The 16036-nt window shown below is 60.8% G+C and carries 15 protein-coding genes and 1 tRNA gene; 12 read left to right on the top strand and 4 right to left on the bottom strand.

The genetic code is table 11. From position 1 onward, the window contains the following. Positions 1-17 precede the first annotated feature (17 nt). The 4 genes from ESZ00_RS13360 to ESZ00_RS13345 all read left to right on the top strand — a co-directional run bounded on the left by ESZ00_RS13360 (position 18) and on the right by ESZ00_RS13345 (position 4868). Positions 18-1073 carry a ribonucleotide-diphosphate reductase subunit beta gene (locus tag ESZ00_RS13360; protein ID WP_129208747.1) on the top strand — a complete coding sequence of 352 codons (1056 nt, stop codon included), beginning with the start codon at positions 18-20 and terminating at the stop codon, positions 1071-1073. A gap of 204 nt (positions 1074-1277) precedes the next feature. Beyond that, positions 1278-2102 (top strand): ABC transporter ATP-binding protein, encoded by an 825-nt coding sequence (locus ESZ00_RS13355; protein WP_308419073.1) that lies wholly within the window; start codon positions 1278-1280, stop codon positions 2100-2102. Further along, a complete protein-coding gene (locus tag ESZ00_RS13350; protein ID WP_129208746.1) occupies positions 2090-3763 on the top strand; it encodes a hypothetical protein in 1674 nt (557 codons plus the stop codon). Before ESZ00_RS13355 ends, ESZ00_RS13350 begins: the two co-directional genes overlap by 13 nt. A 253-nt stretch (positions 3764-4016) precedes the next feature. After that, on the top strand, positions 4017-4868 hold the full coding sequence (locus ESZ00_RS13345) for a TrbI/VirB10 family protein (RefSeq protein ID WP_129208745.1): 852 nt from the start codon (positions 4017-4019) through the stop codon (positions 4866-4868). Positions 4869-4984: 116 nt separating this feature from the next. Here ESZ00_RS13345 and ESZ00_RS13340 read toward each other — a convergent pair whose 3' ends face one another. After that, positions 4985-5362 carry a VOC family protein gene (locus ESZ00_RS13340; RefSeq protein ID WP_129208744.1) on the bottom strand — a complete coding sequence of 126 codons (378 nt, stop codon included), beginning with the start codon at positions 5360-5362 and terminating at the stop codon, positions 4985-4987. A gap of 130 nt (positions 5363-5492) precedes the next feature. Here ESZ00_RS13340 and ESZ00_RS13335 point away from each other — a divergent pair, with 130 nt between their 5' ends. The 8 genes from ESZ00_RS13335 to ESZ00_RS13300 all read left to right on the top strand — a co-directional run bounded on the left by ESZ00_RS13335 (position 5493) and on the right by ESZ00_RS13300 (position 10882). Further along, positions 5493-6305, top strand: coding sequence for a dienelactone hydrolase family protein (locus ESZ00_RS13335; RefSeq protein ID WP_229741264.1), 813 nt, complete (start codon positions 5493-5495; stop codon positions 6303-6305). A 229-nt stretch (positions 6306-6534) separates the two neighbouring features. After that, a complete protein-coding gene (locus ESZ00_RS13330; protein WP_129208742.1) occupies positions 6535-7038 on the top strand; it encodes a hypothetical protein in 504 nt (167 codons plus the stop codon). Between the two features lie 5 nt (positions 7039-7043). Beyond that, positions 7044-7427: a VOC family protein gene (locus ESZ00_RS13325; RefSeq protein ID WP_129208741.1), complete on the top strand. Its 384-nt coding sequence runs from the start codon at positions 7044-7046 to the stop codon at positions 7425-7427. Positions 7428-7828: 401 nt separating this feature from the next. After that, positions 7829-8263, top strand: a complete 435-nt coding sequence (gene rplM / locus ESZ00_RS13320) for a 50S ribosomal protein L13 (RefSeq protein WP_129208740.1) — start codon at positions 7829-7831, stop codon at positions 8261-8263. Between the two features lie 23 nt (positions 8264-8286). Further along, entirely contained in the window at positions 8287-8682 is a 396-nt protein-coding gene (gene rpsI / locus ESZ00_RS13315; RefSeq protein WP_129208739.1) for a 30S ribosomal protein S9, read from the top strand. Positions 8683-8842: 160 nt separating this feature from the next. After that, positions 8843-9730 (top strand): 30S ribosomal protein S2, encoded by an 888-nt coding sequence (rpsB, locus tag ESZ00_RS13310; RefSeq protein WP_129208738.1) that lies wholly within the window; start codon positions 8843-8845, stop codon positions 9728-9730. Positions 9731-9907: 177 nt separating this feature from the next. Then, positions 9908-10570: a translation elongation factor Ts gene (locus tag ESZ00_RS13305; RefSeq protein ID WP_129208737.1), complete on the top strand. Its 663-nt coding sequence runs from the start codon at positions 9908-9910 to the stop codon at positions 10568-10570. Positions 10571-10790: 220 nt separating this feature from the next. Beyond that, positions 10791-10882: transfer RNA gene (locus ESZ00_RS13300), tRNA-Ser, on the top strand. 109 nt (positions 10883-10991) lie between these two features. Here the strand turns inward: ESZ00_RS13300 and ESZ00_RS13295 are convergent. The 3 genes from ESZ00_RS13295 to ESZ00_RS13285 form a co-directional block, all read right to left on the bottom strand. Then, positions 10992-12050 carry a LacI family DNA-binding transcriptional regulator gene (locus ESZ00_RS13295; RefSeq protein ID WP_164981509.1) on the bottom strand — a complete coding sequence of 353 codons (1059 nt, stop codon included), beginning with the start codon at positions 12048-12050 and terminating at the stop codon, positions 10992-10994. 7 nt (positions 12051-12057) lie between these two features. Then, complete coding sequence (locus tag ESZ00_RS13290) at positions 12058-13899, bottom strand: beta-L-arabinofuranosidase domain-containing protein (protein WP_129208736.1); 1842 nt, start codon at positions 13897-13899, stop codon at positions 12058-12060. Positions 13900-13975: 76 nt separating this feature from the next. Then, positions 13976-16021, bottom strand: coding sequence for a glycoside hydrolase family 127 protein (locus ESZ00_RS13285; protein ID WP_129208967.1), 2046 nt, complete (start codon positions 16019-16021; stop codon positions 13976-13978). Positions 16022-16036: the final 15 nt, after the last annotated feature.

Here is a 16036-nt window from a genome sequence, read left to right as displayed (position 1 = left end):
GAAGGTAGGAGTTTTCTATGTCGGTACAGGAAGAAGCAGTCAATAAGAGCTCGTCGGTCGAAGCGCCCGAGCACATCCTCGATCCGGGCCTTTGCCTCACGCTGCGCCCCATGCGCTACCCGGTGTTCTATGACATGTTCCGTGACGGCATCAAGAACACGTGGACGGTCGAGGAGATCGATTTCCAGACAGATCTGGTCGATCTGCGGCAGCGGCTCACGCCCTCCGAGGTTCACCTCATCAAGCGTCTCGTGGCGTTCTTCGCGACCGGGGACAGCATCGTGTCGAACAACCTGGTGCTGAACCTCTACAAGCACGTGAACTCGCCCGAGGCGCGCCTGTACCTCTCGCGCCAGCTATTTGAAGAAGCTGTACATGTGCAGTTTTATCTCACGCTGCTCGACAACTACATTCCCGACCCCGATGAGCGCGCGGGCGCATTCGCCGCGGTCGAGAACATCCCTTCGATCGCTAAGAAGGCCGACTTCTGCATGAAGTGGATGGACTCGATTCAGAAGCTCGACCAGCTCGAGACGAAGGAACAGCGTCGCCAGTTTCTGCTGAACCTGATCTGCTTTGCGGCCTGCATCGAGGGGTTGTTCTTCTTCGCGGCCTTCGCCTATGTCTACTTCTTCCGTTCGCGTGGCCTGCTGCATGGCCTGGCCGGCGGTACCAATTGGGTTTTCCGCGATGAGAGCTGCCACCTGGAGTTTGCCTATGAGGTGATCAAGGTGGTGCGTGCTCAGGAGCCGGATCTGTGGGATGCCGAGCTGGTAGAGCAGATCAAGGAAATGCTCCGGGAAGCCGTCGATGCCGAGGCACAGTTTGCCGAGGATCTGCTTTCGGGCGGGGTGGCCGGTCTCTCGCTGCGTGAGATGCGTCAGTATCTTGGCTACGTGGCCGATGCGCGCCTCTCGCGCCTGGGCATCGAGCCGGTTTTCAAGACGCAGAATCCCTTCGCGTTCATGGAGCTTCAGGACGTGCAGGAGCTGACCAACTTCTTCGAGCGTCGCGTCTCGGCCTATCAGGTCGCAGTCGAAGGCGAAGTCTCCTTTCATCACGAAGACTTCTAGCGATTTGCCATCGAGGCGGCCGCCGGGTGCCCCCCATGACAGTTTTTCGTCATGGGGGGCTCACACGAATCTTCTAGTAAGGGTTCGTGCTTCCGCCACACAAGCCAACACTGGGCTTGTATAGGTCACCCTGCATCTTGAACACCTGCAAGCCGAAAGGGCATCGGAGGCTTCGGCCTCCGGTGCCTTTTTCTGTTTGTAGCCGTGAAGCTTCCAGATATGCTGGCGGGCATGGGAACTCCGGCACTGGCAACGTATGGGCTTACGCGGCGTTTTGGCGATTTCACGGCTGTAGACGATCTTTCCTTCTCGGTCGCTCCGGGGCAGTTCTTCGGTTTTCTCGGCCCGAACGGAGCAGGGAAGTCGACGACGATCAAGATGCTGACCGGGCTGCTCGAACCGACGGCTGGGCGCATCGAGATACTCGGGCAGGCTTTCACCGCCGGATCCCTTGATATCAAGAGACAGATTGGCGTGGTGCCCGAAGGCATGGCGCTGCTCGGCCGGCTCACGGCCTCCGAATATCTGCGTTTTGTAGGCCGCATGTATGGTCTCGACAAGGAAACGACCGCACGGCGTACGGAAGAGCTGCTGGAGTTCATGAGCCTCGCCTCCGAGCCAAAGAAGCTGGTCACGGACTTCTCGCATGGCATGCAGAAAAAGCTGGCATTAGCTGCGGCAGTGATGCATGGGCCGAAGGTGCTCTTTCTCGATGAACCATTCGAGGGCGTGGATGCAGTCGCTGCAGGCACACTGAAGACGATGCTGCAGGGAATGATCCAGCATGGCGCGACCATCTTCCTCACCTCGCATGTGCTCGAGATCGTCGAGCGGCTGTGCAGCCACGTCGCGATCATCGCGAAGGGCAGGCTCGTGGCCAACGGCTCGCTCGAGGAGCTGCGCGCTGGCGTGGCATCGCAGCTGCCGGGCGAAGCAGGGGAGCAGCGGCTGACCCTCGAAGAGATCTTCCTCAATGCCGTAGGCGCGGATGGACAGGAATCCGCGGCGGAGTTGTCATGGCTGGCGTAGGCACGGGGAGTTACGGAATCTTTTCCGCTCTGGCGCGGCAGCAGTATGCGGCTGTGGCGGCGATCCGTCTGCAGATGTTGCGGCATGGGTTGCGCACAAAACGTGGCAATTTCGAGTTGGGAGCGCAGATCTTCAGCAGCGTCTTCTTTGGCGGTATTGCCTTGCTGATAGGCATTGGGCTGGGTTTCGGCGCTTATTCCATCGTAAGCAGCCGGCATTTCGTGCTGCTGCCCGCGCTCTTCTGGCCGGTCTTCGCGCTGTGGCAGTTTCTGCCGCTGATGGTGGCATCGTTTCAGGAACACATGGATTTTGGCGCGCTGCGGCGGTTCCCGCTCAGCTTCGGCTCATGGATGCTGCTCACTCTGACCTACGGCGCGCTGGATATCGCCACCATCATGGGCGTGATCTGCCTCTACGGCATATGGGTAGGCCTGGTGGTGGCGCGGCCTTCGGCTATCTTTGGTGTAACGCTGGCGCTGGTATTCTTTGCCCTGTTCAATTTCCTGCTCACGCGGATGATCTTCGCTTGGATCGATCGCTGGCTGGCACAGCGCAAGACGCGGGAGATTCTGGGCGCGGTCTTTCTCTTTCTGATTCTTGGTCTGCAGCTGGTGGGACCGGCGATCCGGCACTTCAGTGACGACGGGAATGGGCGGACAAAAGCCGCAAGCCATTTCTCCGCGCCCATGCTGGAGCAGGTTCAGGCGCTGCTGCCGCCGGGAATGACGGCCATGGCCGTCGAGTCGGCATTGCGCAGCCGATCGGCGCAGGCAATGCAGGCAGGCGGCATCGCGCTCTATGCCGCGCTGGCTGGACTCGTGCTCGGGGTGCGGCTGCGCGCGGAATACCGCGGAGAAAGCCTCGGAGAAAGTCCGGGCCGCACAACAGGAAAAGCGAGGAGCAAGGCTGCCGTCCGTGGAGGATGGCTGGATGGCGCGGGGCCGATCGGCGCGATTGTCGAGAAAGAGCTGCACTACCTGATGCGCAGTGGTGTGCTGCTCTATGGATTGGCTGCGCCGCCGATTCTCATGATGGTTTTCGGCAGCGGTGGACGGCATGGGCACGGCAGTATTCCGGGCTTCGCCCATTTCGCGTTACCCATCGCTGCTGCCTATAGCTTTCTCGGACTGACGCGGCTGATCGCGAACAGCCTCGGCGGCGATGGCGGCGGAGTTCAGCTCTACTTTCTGGCTCCTGTGCGCTTTCGGACGATTCTGCTGGCAAAGAATCTTGTGCACCTGGGATTGTTCTTCGTCGAGCTGATCCTTGTGACCGCGGTCGTCGTCTTCCGCTTTGGATTACCGAAGCCGGAGATGATCGAACTGACCGCGTGCTGGCTGCTTTTTGCTCTGCCGACGCAGCTTGCTGCGGGAAATCTGCTGTCGCTGTTCATGGCCTATCGCATGACGCTGACCCGCATGTCGCGCGAGCAGGGCGCGGCGGGCAACGGGTTGCTGAGCATGGCCATTCAGCTGGCCATCCTGGGTGTGGGAGCGGCCGTCTATGCCTTGCTGGCGGTCCACGGACATGTTGCCGCCGCCATGCTGGCGCTGTTGGCGATCGCTGCTATTGGGTGGGCGTTCTGGTTCCAGGTTGCGAAAAAGGTGGACGGGATTGCGCTCCATCGGCGAGAGGCGCTGATTAGCCAGTTGGTGCGGTAACCCTCTTTCCCGGGACATTTTATGCTGGCGTATTCCCACGATAGTGTGACGAATACGGTAACTAATGACTTATGCCGGGTTACCAATTGAGGAGCACAATTTGTTGCCACCGGTGGAACAATAAGAGCAGTTCGAAAGCGACGGGAGAGTTAAGCCCGTCCACCCGGAGCGAGAGCAGGCAGTGCCGGTGTTACGGGCCCTGACCGGCAGCCCATAAGAGGTTGTAGCTTCCGCTCCCCATGGAGATCATCGAATGACTCACCCCGCTCGCACCGTTTCTCGTCTGCCGTTGCTGGTTCTTGGTTCCTGCCTGTTTGCCGCGCCGCTGGCGCTGGCTCAGAGCGCACCGGTTGCGACTTCCGCTGCCGCCTCACCGGCTGCTCCGGTCGCTCCTGCTGTAGCGGCACCTGCGCCGGCCAGCGGTCAGACATTCGTGATTCCCGCAGGAACGAAGATTCCGCTTACGCTGAAGTCCGCGATCAGCACCTCAACCGCGAAGGCCGGCGATGCCGTGTATCTTTCCAGCGATTTTCCGGTCATTGAAGCCGGACGCGTGGTTATCCCTGCAGGTGTTTTCGTGCAGGGCTATATTGATGGTGTGGAGCGTGGCGGCAAGGTGAAAGGCCGCGCGCAGATCATGATGCATTTCGTCTCGATGGCTTTCCCGAATGGTGTGGTCATCTCGCTGCCGGGCGCGGTGGACAATGTTCCGGGGGCGCAGAACGCGCAGGTAAAGGATAAGGAAGGGCTCATCGAGAGCAAGAACTCCAAGACCGACGATGCCAAGACAGTAGGTGGTGCAACGCTGGCCGGCGCTGGTGTCGGCGGTATGGTCGGCTGGGCTGCGGGCTCGCCGGGGCTGGGCCTTGGCGTCGGAGCTGGCGCAGGTGCCGCGGCAGGTGTCGTGGAGATGTTCATGAAGCATGGCGCGGATATCACCTTCCCGGCCGGGACGAACGTCACCATGGTGATGCAGCGGCCGTTGCAGGTGGAAGAGCAGCAGCTGCAGGGCATGAGCAATCTGACCGGCTATGAGGGTCCGGTAACGACGCCGGTGGGCGCTGCGCAGAACACGCTGCCCAAGCCGCAGCCGCAGGCTAACTAAACAGGAAGAGTTTTGCCCGTGCAGGATGGCGGGCTTGTTGCATCCACACTGTTCCTTGGACTCTCGAACGGGCGAGGCCGAATCATTCGGTCTCGCCCGTTGTGCTTTTTAGCGCCTTATTGGGTCGCGTGCTGCGAGAGTGAGAGAACATTGCCGTCCGGGTCCTTAAACCAGGCGACCTTGTCCCCATTCGGGAAAGTGGCAATGCCGCTCGGATCTTGCCCCATGCCCGGATACTGCTCGAAGGCGATGTTCTTCGCTGCGAGCTCTGCGACGGCGGTGGTAATGTCGGGGACTTCCCAACCCAACACCGTATGCAGCGCAGGAGAATGCGCCTGCACCTTGCCGATCCGCAGCAGGATGGGGCCGGTGGTGAAGACGAGCGCGAAGCCGTCGTCACGGAGAAAGGTGAGGCCGAGTATATCGCGGTAGAACGCGGTAGCCTGATCGGGCTGCGCGGTCAGCAGGAAGGTAACAGGTTGATTCAGGTTCACGGGCACCTCTTATGGTGTGGCGATGGTAGATTTGTCCGTTGATTCGTTCCGGGAGCTGCCGGTAATCTGCCAACCATACTGCCACGCGCAGAGAAGGGTGGGGAGTCTGATGAGGATGCGGCGAGGGGTCATGGTGCGCAATGCGGTGCTGGCTGCAGGGCTTCTGGGAGCCGTCGTGGCGCAGGCGCAGGAGTGGGCAAAGGCGCGGCTGGATGCTTCGCCGCGGCACCACGAGTGGGTCGATATCAAGTACGGGAATCGCACCGTGCACGCCTTCGTGGTTTATCCGGAGGTGGGCGCGAAGGCGCCGGCGGTGCTGGTGATCCACGAAATCTTCGGGCTGACGGACTGGGCGCGCGAGGCGGCGGACGAGGTTGCGGCGGCGGGATACGTGGCCATCGCACCCGATCTGCTTTCCGGTGAGAGGCCCGACGGCAGCACGACGGGCAAGGACGGCAGCAGCGCATTTCCCACGCAGGACGATGCGGTAAAGGCGGTCTCCGGCTTGAATCCAGACCAGGTAACGGCGGACCTGAACGCCACGGCCGACTACGTAAAGAAGCTGCCCGCAGTAAACGGAAAGCTGGTGGTCGCAGGCTTCTGCTGGGGCGGCGGGCAGAGCTTCCGCTTCGCGACAAACCGGCATGACCTGAGCGCGGCATTTGTCTTTTATGGGCCGCCGCCGGAAAACCTGGGCGCGATCACCGCGCCGGTGTATGGCTTCTACGCGGGTAACGATGCGCGCATCTCGGCCACGGTGCCCGACACCAAGACTGCGATGGAGAAGGCCGGCAAAAAGTATGAGGACGTGATCTACGAAGGCGCGGGACACGGCTTCATGCGTGCTGGCGAAGATCCAACTCGGACCACGGGCAACGAGGCGAATGTAAAGGCGCGCACCGAGGCCTGGGCTCGCTGGAAGACCCTGCTGAAGGGGCTATAGTTGCAATCTGTGCCGGAGGTGGTGACAAATCTCCGGCTTGTCTTTGGGCTCGTATCGCACAGAGCGTGTGAGTCCTGGCAGCGGGCTGGTGCGTCTGGAGTGGGTTGCAGGCAACTTCATCGCAATACAGGGGGTGTGCATGGAAATTCAGTTCTGTGGGCGGTTCCGTGGAGCATGCAGAAACAGGTACAGCTGGCTTGGGGTCGCAGTTCTGGCGGCATGCACGAGCATGTCCTCGGCGCAGAGCCGGCATCACCCTCGTTATCCGAATGCGCCGGTCAACGATCCGCAGCTGGTCCTGCCCACCGATCAGGCCCCATCCTGCTTCAACCCGCAGTCCAGCGGCGGCGGTTACGACCAGTTCGAGAGCTTCGACACCAACCCGCAATCGGCCAGCAAGGGATATCTCTGTATCGCTGTTCCCGCCGGCCGGACCTTCGTGATCGACACCTTGTTTGCCGAAGCCGATTATGACAGCGAGACCCCGACGCCTCCGGAGTGGTACCTCGATACGACAGCCGGTCATTATGAGCAACTGACGGGTTTTGCCGCTCAGCGGGCCGGCGCGTTGACCCAGCGGCCGCATTATCTGCTGAGTCAGAGTGTTCGCATTCCGGTGACCGGAGGGACGACGGTGACGCTCATCATGCATAACTACTATCAGAGTCAGGACACGCAGATCGTGGAGACACCGGGAACAGCGAGCCTGTCCCTCATCGGGCATTGGGAGTAGAGAGCATGGCTTTTTCCATCGATCGGATTGACCACCTTGTGCTGACCGTGACGAATATCCCGGCCACGTGCGATTTCTACAGCGAAGTGCTGGGCATGGAAGTCGAGTCGGCAAATGGACGTACCGCGCTGCTCTTCGGCGAGCAGAAAATCAACCTGCATCAGCGGGGACATGAGTTCGAGCCGAAGGCCGCTCACCCCATGCCCGGCGCGGCGGATCTATGTCTGATCACCGAGGCACCCATGCCCGAGGTGGTGGAGTATCTGGCGGCGCTGCGGGTGCATATCGAGATAGGGCCGGTGGAAAGAAACGGAGCCATGGGCCGGATGCAGTCGGTCTATATCCGGGACCCTGACCGGAATCTGGTGGAAATCTCGAATTATGAATGAGATCCGCTGGTAATCGGCTAGACTGAAAAGGATTCTTCCAGGGCTCTGCGGCAGGGAGACCGGATCTTCGGAGGGACTGCGCCGTGAGCGGCGTGGGTTCCCCGGGCGATTGTTTCGATTTCGTTGACCCCGGCGAAGAATTGACGTATTCTAAAGTCCTTGCGCAGTGTGCGTCTGCCTGGCTGTGTGCAGTCCTCTGGCCAGGACGTGTACGTAGAAAGACCGAAGGAAGTGCGTCTGCGCCAGCCTCACGCGAACAGCATTCTGTAAGCTGCGGGGAATCCGGTCCGCGGCAGCTTTTTGCGCGTGGATGAAACATGTTTGGGGTGGCCCGAAGTGGCTGCCGACCTGGGTCTCGGACGGCAAGGCCGGCCCGGTTTTTGAGGGAGAAGGAAAGAGCGATGTCGACAACTATTCCGAGCGCACACGAGATTGACCGCAAGTGGTACGTGGTGGACGCGACCGGCAAGACGCTGGGGCGCCTGGCAACCGAAGCGGCCAGCGTGCTGGCCGGCAAGAGGAACCCGCAGTACGTTCCCTACATTGATATGGGCGACCATGTGATCGTCATTAACGCGGAGAAGGTCCGCCTGACCGGTCTGAAGACCCAGCAGAAGGTTTACCGCCGCTACACCGGCTTCCCGGGCGGTCTGCGCGAGGAGTCGTTCCTCCGCCTGCTCGAGCGCAAGCCCGAACAGATCATCGAAGAAGCGGTCAAGGGCATGCTGCCCAAGACCAAGCTGGGCCGCAAGATGGCGACCAAGCTGAATGTCTACAAGGGCGATCAGCACCCCCACGCGGCACAGAAGCCGGTGGCGCTCGAGATTAACGCGTAAGCACCAGAGGATCAGGACAGAGCATGGCAGATTTGGTTCAGTATTACGGAACGGGCCGCCGCAAGTCGGCGATTGCCCGCGTCTTCCTTCGCCCCGGCACGGGCAACTTCACCGTCAATGGCAAGCCGAGCGAAGTCTACTTCGTCACCGAGCAGCAGCGCGTCTCTTCGCGTCGTCCGCTGGGTCTGACCGAGCTGACCGGCTCGTTTGACGTGGTGACCACGGTTCGCGGCGGCGGCGTAAGCGCGCAGGCCGATGCAGTGAAGATGGGCATCGCCCGCGCTCTGCTTGAGTTCAACGCCGAGCTGCGCAAGACGCTGAAGACCGATGGCCTGCTCACGCGCGACGCGCGTCAGAAGGAACGCAAGAAGTACGGTCAGAAGGGCGCTCGCGCTCGCTTCCAGTTCTCCAAGCGCTAGTCGCTGGCTGGTTCTGCTGTATCAGGTTTGCCGGTTCCTGCTTCTCCGGAAGTTCGGTGGGGGCAGGAACCGGAAGCATTAGGGAGTTCAATCTTCCCGAGAGGGAATCAAGGGAATCAATCGCGGCGTGAAGCTGCGATGCAATCCACAAGGAGGCTGTTTGGCCACGATCACCATGAAGGAGCTGCTCGAAGCAGGTGTTCACTTCGGGCATCAGACGAAGCGCTGGGATCCGCGGATGAAGGAATACATCTTCGGCGAGCGCAACGGCATTTACATCATCGACCTGCAGAAGACCCTGAAGATGTTCAAGGAAGCCAGCAAGTACGTGACGGACCTCACGGCTCAGGGCAAGGTGATTCTGTTTGTCGGCACCAAGCGTCAGGCTCAGGATGCCATCGCGGAAGAAGCGACCCGCTGCGGGATGTTCTACATCAACCAGCGCTGGCTGGGCGGCCTGCTGACCAACTGGGTGACGGTGCAGAAGTCGGTGAAGCGCCTTCAGGAACTGGATGACATGGCCACGGACGGCCGTTATGACCTCCTCACCAAGAAGGAAGTCATCAAGCTCGAGCGTGAGCGCAAGCACCTGCAGGCGAACCTTGCCGGCATCAAGAACATGCGCCGCCTGCCGGACGCTCTGTTCATCGTCGACTCGAACAACGAAGCGATTGCCGTGAAGGAAGCCCGCAAGCTGGGTATCCCGGTTGTCGCGGTGGTTGACACGAACTGCGATCCCACGGTTGTGGACTACGTGATCCCGGGCAACGATGACGCGCTGCGCGCCATCCGCCTCTTCACCTCCAAGATCTCCGATTCGGTGGTCGAGGGCGTGCAGATGGCCGGCGACAAGCAATATGCCGAGATCGCGGGTGTGACCACGCAGAGCGATGCCGAGCCGGCGGTGGAAGGCGATGCAGCGGCTTCGGCCGAAGAAGCTACAGGCGAGGTTGTCGACCTCGAGGCGGCTCTGGGCGGCGGAATCCGCAAGGCTCCGGCCATTGTTGCGGCGCTGGACGAGGCCGAGGCAGCCGAAAGCGGTATCTAATTGCGGACGGCGGCTTTTCAGGCCGCCATCAGGCTCCGAAGGCGTGGCTGCGATTCAACAACAGCCACGCTTTCGTTACGTAGAGCCTCTTTCGCGCCGAGGTTGGAATTCATGGCGGCTTGATCCGCCAGACCGGTGCGGAGTGGGATTCTGTAAGGAAGGAAACAGGGAAAAAGGATGTCGACTGTGACTGAAAAGATTGATGCCAAGCTGGTAAAGCAACTGCGTGACAACTCCGGCGCGCCGATGGGCGACTGCCTCAAGGCCCTGCAGGAGTCGAAGGGCGACATGGAGCAGGCGTTCGTCATCCTGCGCAAGCGCGGTATGGCGTCAGCCGCCAAGAAGGCTTCGCGCTCGACGAACGAGGGCGCAGTCGGTACTTATATCCACGCCGGCGGCAAGATCGGCGTGCTGCTTGAAGTCAACTGCGAGAGCGATTTCGTCGCCCGCACCGAGGACTTCCAGGAGCTGCTGAAGGACATCGCGATGCACATCGCCGCGGTCGATCCTCGCTACATCCGCAAGGAAGATGTGACGGCCGAGGACCTGGAGCGCGAGAAGGAAATCTATCGTGCGCAGGCTGCTGCAACCGGCAAGCCCGCTCCGGTGGTCGAGAAGATCGTCGAAGGCAAGATGAGCAAGTTCTACGAGGAAGTCTGCCTCCTCGAACAGCCCTTCATCAAGGAGCAGTCGGTGGCCATCAAGGACCTGATTGCGACCAAGGTGGGCAAGCTGGGTGAGAACATCACTCTGCGCCGCTTCGCGCGCTTCAAGGTCGGCGATCCGAACTGGACCGTTGCCCAGGTGAAGTTGAGCGAGACGGAAGAGGCTGCAAGCTAAGCCTCGCTGTCGAGCGAGATGCTGTTTTCTAAGCACAAAGAGGCCCGGGCCGTATGGTTCGGGCCTCTTGCTGTTTGTGATTGTGACTGCGACGGTTACAATTTGCGTGTGCGGCGTCGGCCTGCTCAAGAACCCTGGCCAAAGTGTGGATAATCGGCTTTTCCGACGCGAAGAGCGTGATAATATTGTCTTTGTCGCCTCACTCCTTGAGAGCCGCTGCGGAGAGGTGGCAGAGCCCGGTTGAATGCACCTGACTCGAAATCAGGCATAGTCGTAAGGCTATCGGGGGTTCGAATCCCTCCCTCTCCGCCATATAAGTCGCCTAATCTCCTTAGGTTCAAAGAAATACCCATTCCATCAAGCATTTAAGGCTGGCTTTGCCTGCGTCATTGACTGGCCGTTATCGGCCTTGAGCCATTCTTTATGGCCACGCACATAGCCCGGTGGAGCGCCGGACAGTGAGCAGGGTGGGAATAGAGACGAAGCGCGCATTTTCGGGTGCAATACGGTCTGGGCTAGCCTCGGCATGGCTGCGCAGGGCTCCGACGGCGGCCTCGGCAAGCGCGGCCCGCGACATGCGCACGGTGGTGAGCGGCGGTGAGACGAAATCGGCGAGATGAATATCGTCGAAGCCGATGACTGAGAGATCGCGGGGAACGGAAACATGTGCCTGGGAGGCTGCGCGCAACAAGCCGATGGCAGTGAGGTCGTTGGAGCACATGACCGCCGTGGGCGGTTGCTGCAAGGATAGAAGCCGGCGTGCACCGGCGGCGCCTCCCTGCAGCGTATGATCGCCTTTGACAAGAAGCTCTGGCTCGATAGGCAGATCCATTTCGCGCATGGACTCAAGAAAAGCGTCGTAACGCAGGCGGCTGGAGAGTTGCTGCGGAGGACCGCTGATGCAGGCAATGCGCTGGTGACCGAGTGCGGCGAGATGCTGCACACCCTGGCGAATACCAGTCGCGTAATCGACCTGCAGAATGGTACGGCGCGGAACTGGCGGCCCGTCATCGACAAAGACCAGCGGGATATCGGCCGCTGCAAGCCTGTCGAGATAAGGTAGCTCGACGCCGAAGGTCATGACTGCGACGCCTTCCACTTTGCGCTCGAGCATGCGCCGCACAGCCAGCTCCATGCGGCTATGGTCATGGCTGATGGAAGTAATCAGTATCTCGTAGCCATCCTTGATCGCGCTCTCTTCAAATCCCTGAACCAGTTCCGGGAAAAACGGATTGGTAATCTCCGAGAGGATGAGCCCGAAGATACGGCTGCGTCCAGACTTGAGAGCACGAGCCTGCGTATTGGGATAAAAGTTCAGCTCTTCGATCGCCTGCCATACGCGACGTGACAGTTTCTCGTCGACCGTCGGCACCAGGTTCATCGTGCGCGAAACCGTGGCGACGGAGACCTTCGCACTCCTCGCCACGTCGCGGATATCCAGCTTCTTCTCTTTCGACTCTGCGCGTACTCGTTTTGGCATACCGGCTTTACACAGAGACAGGCAGATAGAGACGATACTTCTCATCCTTGATCTGCGGGTAGGAGAGCAGCGTGACCGCATCAGATCCGGACGACACGCTCCAGCTTCCCGAGCGCTCCTGCGCGGCGAGAAGCTCGCGGCGCGAGAGCGTGGCAGGAGTTTCGCCGACGGCAAAGAGCGAAAGTGGGCCATGCAGAAGAGCGACCAGATTCGGATGCTCCGGATCGACCTGGATTAGGCGATAGGTGCGGTCGAGAGTGAGCTCGATGCGGTCTCCGTCTTTCCATGTGCGATGCAACGAAAGAAAGATGCCGGGCCTGACCTCCTCTGCGATTGCCTTGCCGTTGATGGCTACATGCGTTCCCGGGCCGGCCCATGCGGGGATGCGCAGTGCGATAGCGAAGCTCTCCGGCCGTTCCGTGCGCACCTCGAGCGTCACTTCGGGGTGATAGGGATATTCCGTGCGCTGCGTCAGCACGCAGCGGCTGCCGTTCTGCGTCCAGGTGAGCTGCGAGGGCACATACAGGTTCACATGCACGCCTTCCGGCGACTGGAAGTAGGAACTGATGCCGTAATCGGCCGTCACCTGCGGAAAGGTGCCAGAGCAGCAAGGCCACTTGTCCTGGTGATAGAACTTGCTGGCAACGTTGTTGTAGTCGGCATAGTAGAAGCTGGTGCCGTCTTCGAGAATGGGCTTGGCGCCGAGGATGGTGTTGTAGAGCATGCTCTCCATGCTGTCGCCGTAGGCGCTGTCGCCGGTAATGCGCATGAGATAGCGTGTCACCTTGAAGTGGCCGTACGCGCCGCAGGGCGTCTCAAAGCTGGCATGGGTTTTGGTCAGGCTCGCGCCCATATCGCCGCTGCCCGGCTTGCGGAAGGTCTCATCCGGGCCCCAGCCGCCGGTGGCAAAGCTCTGCGTCTGCTGGATCATGCGAAAGCCATTGCGTGCCGCGCGCAAATGCATCTGGCTGCCGTCGACGAGATAGGACTGCACCGCGGAGGCAAGCGCGTTGAGATGGCTGTAAGCATGCAGTCCGGGCAGCACATTCTCATCCTGCGAAAGCGGTGTGAAGTAATCCTTGTCCTGCAGGAAGCGCGCGGCAAGCTGGCGATAGCGGGCATCGCCGCTGCGCAGGTAGGCGAGATAGAAATTTTCCGGCAGGGTGTAAGTTTCATCCCAGCAGTAGGAGATGTTCTTGTGCGGCACGGCGCAGGCCTCTTCGCGTGTCTGCGGACCGGCAGGCAGATGCGGCAGCACCGCATCTACCGCGCGGCTCAGCACAGGCAGCGCATGCGAGTCTCCGGCGAACTGATGTGCATCGAGAAGACCGATGTTGGTTTTGTCGAAGGTATAGGCAGGCAGCGGGTAATCGACGTAGAACTTCTCCGTCACCGTGGGCGCAAAGCCTTTCACCAGCCGCTGTACCTTCTCCTGCGTCGGCTTGTTGCCGGTGATCGCATAGGCGCGCGCCAGCCCAGAGAGGTATTGCCCGAAGCTGTGGCCGGGAATGTAGCCGGTCATGTTCTTCGGCGGATCATACGCCGGGTTGTCGTTATACCAGCCGCCCATCACCGGCCCGGGAGCAGGCTGCCCGGCGCGCTCGCGAAAAGGCTTGAGCAGGCCATCTTCATCGAGGCCAAGAAAGAAACGGTGATTGCGATCGAATTGCTCCAGCATGGGGCCATCGAGCAGACGCACCTGCGCATACTCGAACTGCGCAAGCTTCGGCCGGATGGCCGCCGGGGCCGTGGTGGCGGCGCGCAGGGAAGAGGAGCGCGGGATGGTCAGGGCTGCGCCCGCTGCAAGGCTGGAGTGCTTCAAAAATGTCCGTCGTGACAGGCGATTCATCGTCAGGAGTATCCCTTTTCCGGGTTAAGAGAGTGGTTCGGCTGCTGCATGGCGCAGCCCGGCGTGCAAAACGGCATCAGACCTGTTGATAGGGAATCCACACCTGCATCGCAGAGGGCTCGCGGTTGGACCATGCGTAGTACGGAATGAGTTGCAGGCTTGTCTCCTCCTCCGCATGCTGGCTTGGCAAAGACTCCTGATAGAGCGCCGGCGTCGCAGCAGTCAGCAGCGCGCCGGGATGATGGAGAGTCACCACACCGCCAAGAAGATCGGGCTCGTAGCGGGATGAAGTCGTCTCCGTAAGGCGTGCGACATAGCGTGGAAAATCCGCGGAATCCGAGGCCGAGAGCTTCTGGTCGAGCTGCTCCATGCAATAGACGACAGGGCCGCGCTGCAGGGCAACACGGCCGCGATCGTCGGCCACAGCCGGATTGGCATGTACCACCTGCGGACTCATATCGAAGACGATCTCGACGCTGTCTCCCGAAGACCAGCGGCGGCGCAGCGGCAGATAGCGGCCAGCTGTAACACCCGGCACTTCCTTGCCGTTGACATTCACGCTGTTCTGCTTCGACCACTCCGGGATACGCACGAAGAGTGTGAACTCCTCCGCAGACGCCGGCTCGACTGCAATGCGCACGGTGCCCTCCCATGGATACTTCGTCTGCTGCCGCAGTGTGAGCGCTGTGCCGCTCTCCAGCTTCCATTGCAGCGTGGAGTTGTCATAGAAGTGCACATAAACGCCCTCGGGCGAAGTGCTGTAGAAGTATCCCGGCAACGAGGCGAAAGTGCGCTCGAGGTTCGGAGGACAGCAGGTGGTGTCGTACCACGGATTACGAATCTTATCGCCGGTCGCAGGATTGAAGGCCAGCGGATTGCGATAGCAATACATCGTGCCGCTGAGCGACATACCGGAGTTGATGCCGTTGTAGAGCGCGCGCTCCATCACGTCGGTAAACTTCGCATCGCCGCTGGCCGAGAGCATGCGCCAGTTCCACATCATGTTGCCGATCGCTGCGCAGCTTTCGCCATACGCACGCTCGTTCGGCAGCTCATATGCATTGCCGAATGCCTCGCCGTCACTGCGCGCACCCACGCCGCCAGTCACGTAAAGCTGGTGCGCCACGAGATCGTCCCAGAGTGTGTTGAGGGTTTTCCAGTAAGCCGGATCGCCGGTCTCGAGATAGTAGTCCGCTGCTCCGCAGCAGGCATACATCGCGCGCACTGCGTGCCCTTCGAGCTTGGTGCGCTGCGTAAAAGGAATGCCGCAGAACATGTATACGATCTGCCGCTCGGTTAGCGGCTTGCGTGCGTCGCCGTGGAGAATATAGCCGGCCAGATCGAGATACTGCCGGTTGCCCGTGGTGCGATACAGCTCAATGAGCGCCATCTCAATCTCGGGATGGCCTGCCACGATGGGCTGCTGATTCGCGCCCGGGCCATAGCCAGGCAGCAGGAAGCCATCCACAAAGCGCATGCCGGCTTCGAGCAGCGTGGGGTCGCCCGTGGCGCGGTAATATGCAATCGCGCCCTGCAGCAGGTGGCCGATGTTATAGAGCTCGTGGCCGGTGGTCTGCACCTGCCATTGCATGCGCTGACTGCTGCGGTCACCGACGTAGTAGGTGTTGAGATAGCCCGAGGGCTCCTGCGCCGCCACCACCTGTTGAATTATCGTGCCGGACTGCGCGCGAAGCTCGGGCAGAGGCGAGGATTCGAGCGCGAAGCCGACCGCCTCCAGCCATTTGTAAATATCCGAGTCCGAATACACGGGGCCGCGCTGCGGAGCGCTGGATTTGCCCTCGAGGCGAAGGAAGTTATCCATGCGGCCATGTTCGAGCAGCTCTTCCCGCATGCTGGGAATGCTCGCCGTTACGTTCGTCTCGCGGCGCGCAGACCAGAACCCCGTCTCGACGGTTACTGCGCGCACCGGTACACTGTGCAGCTTCGCATACGGCGATTTACGCGTGGCAATCACGCCCATCTCTTTCCAGTCAGGATCGAGCACACCCGTGCTGCCCCTGCCTGCTCCCCAGGCAGGCAGGGCCATGGCCGCCGTGGCAGCAGCCGTCGTCGAAAGGAACGTCCGTCGGGAGATCTTCTGCGCTGTGTCCATCGGATTCATCGTTTCCTCCTTCGC

The organism is Silvibacterium dinghuense (assembly GCF_004123295.1).
Taxonomy (GTDB): Bacteria; Acidobacteriota; Terriglobia; order Terriglobales; family Acidobacteriaceae; genus Silvibacterium; species Silvibacterium dinghuense.
Note: the sequence above shows the minus strand (reverse complement) of the source record. Positions and strands in the feature narration are given on the sequence as shown.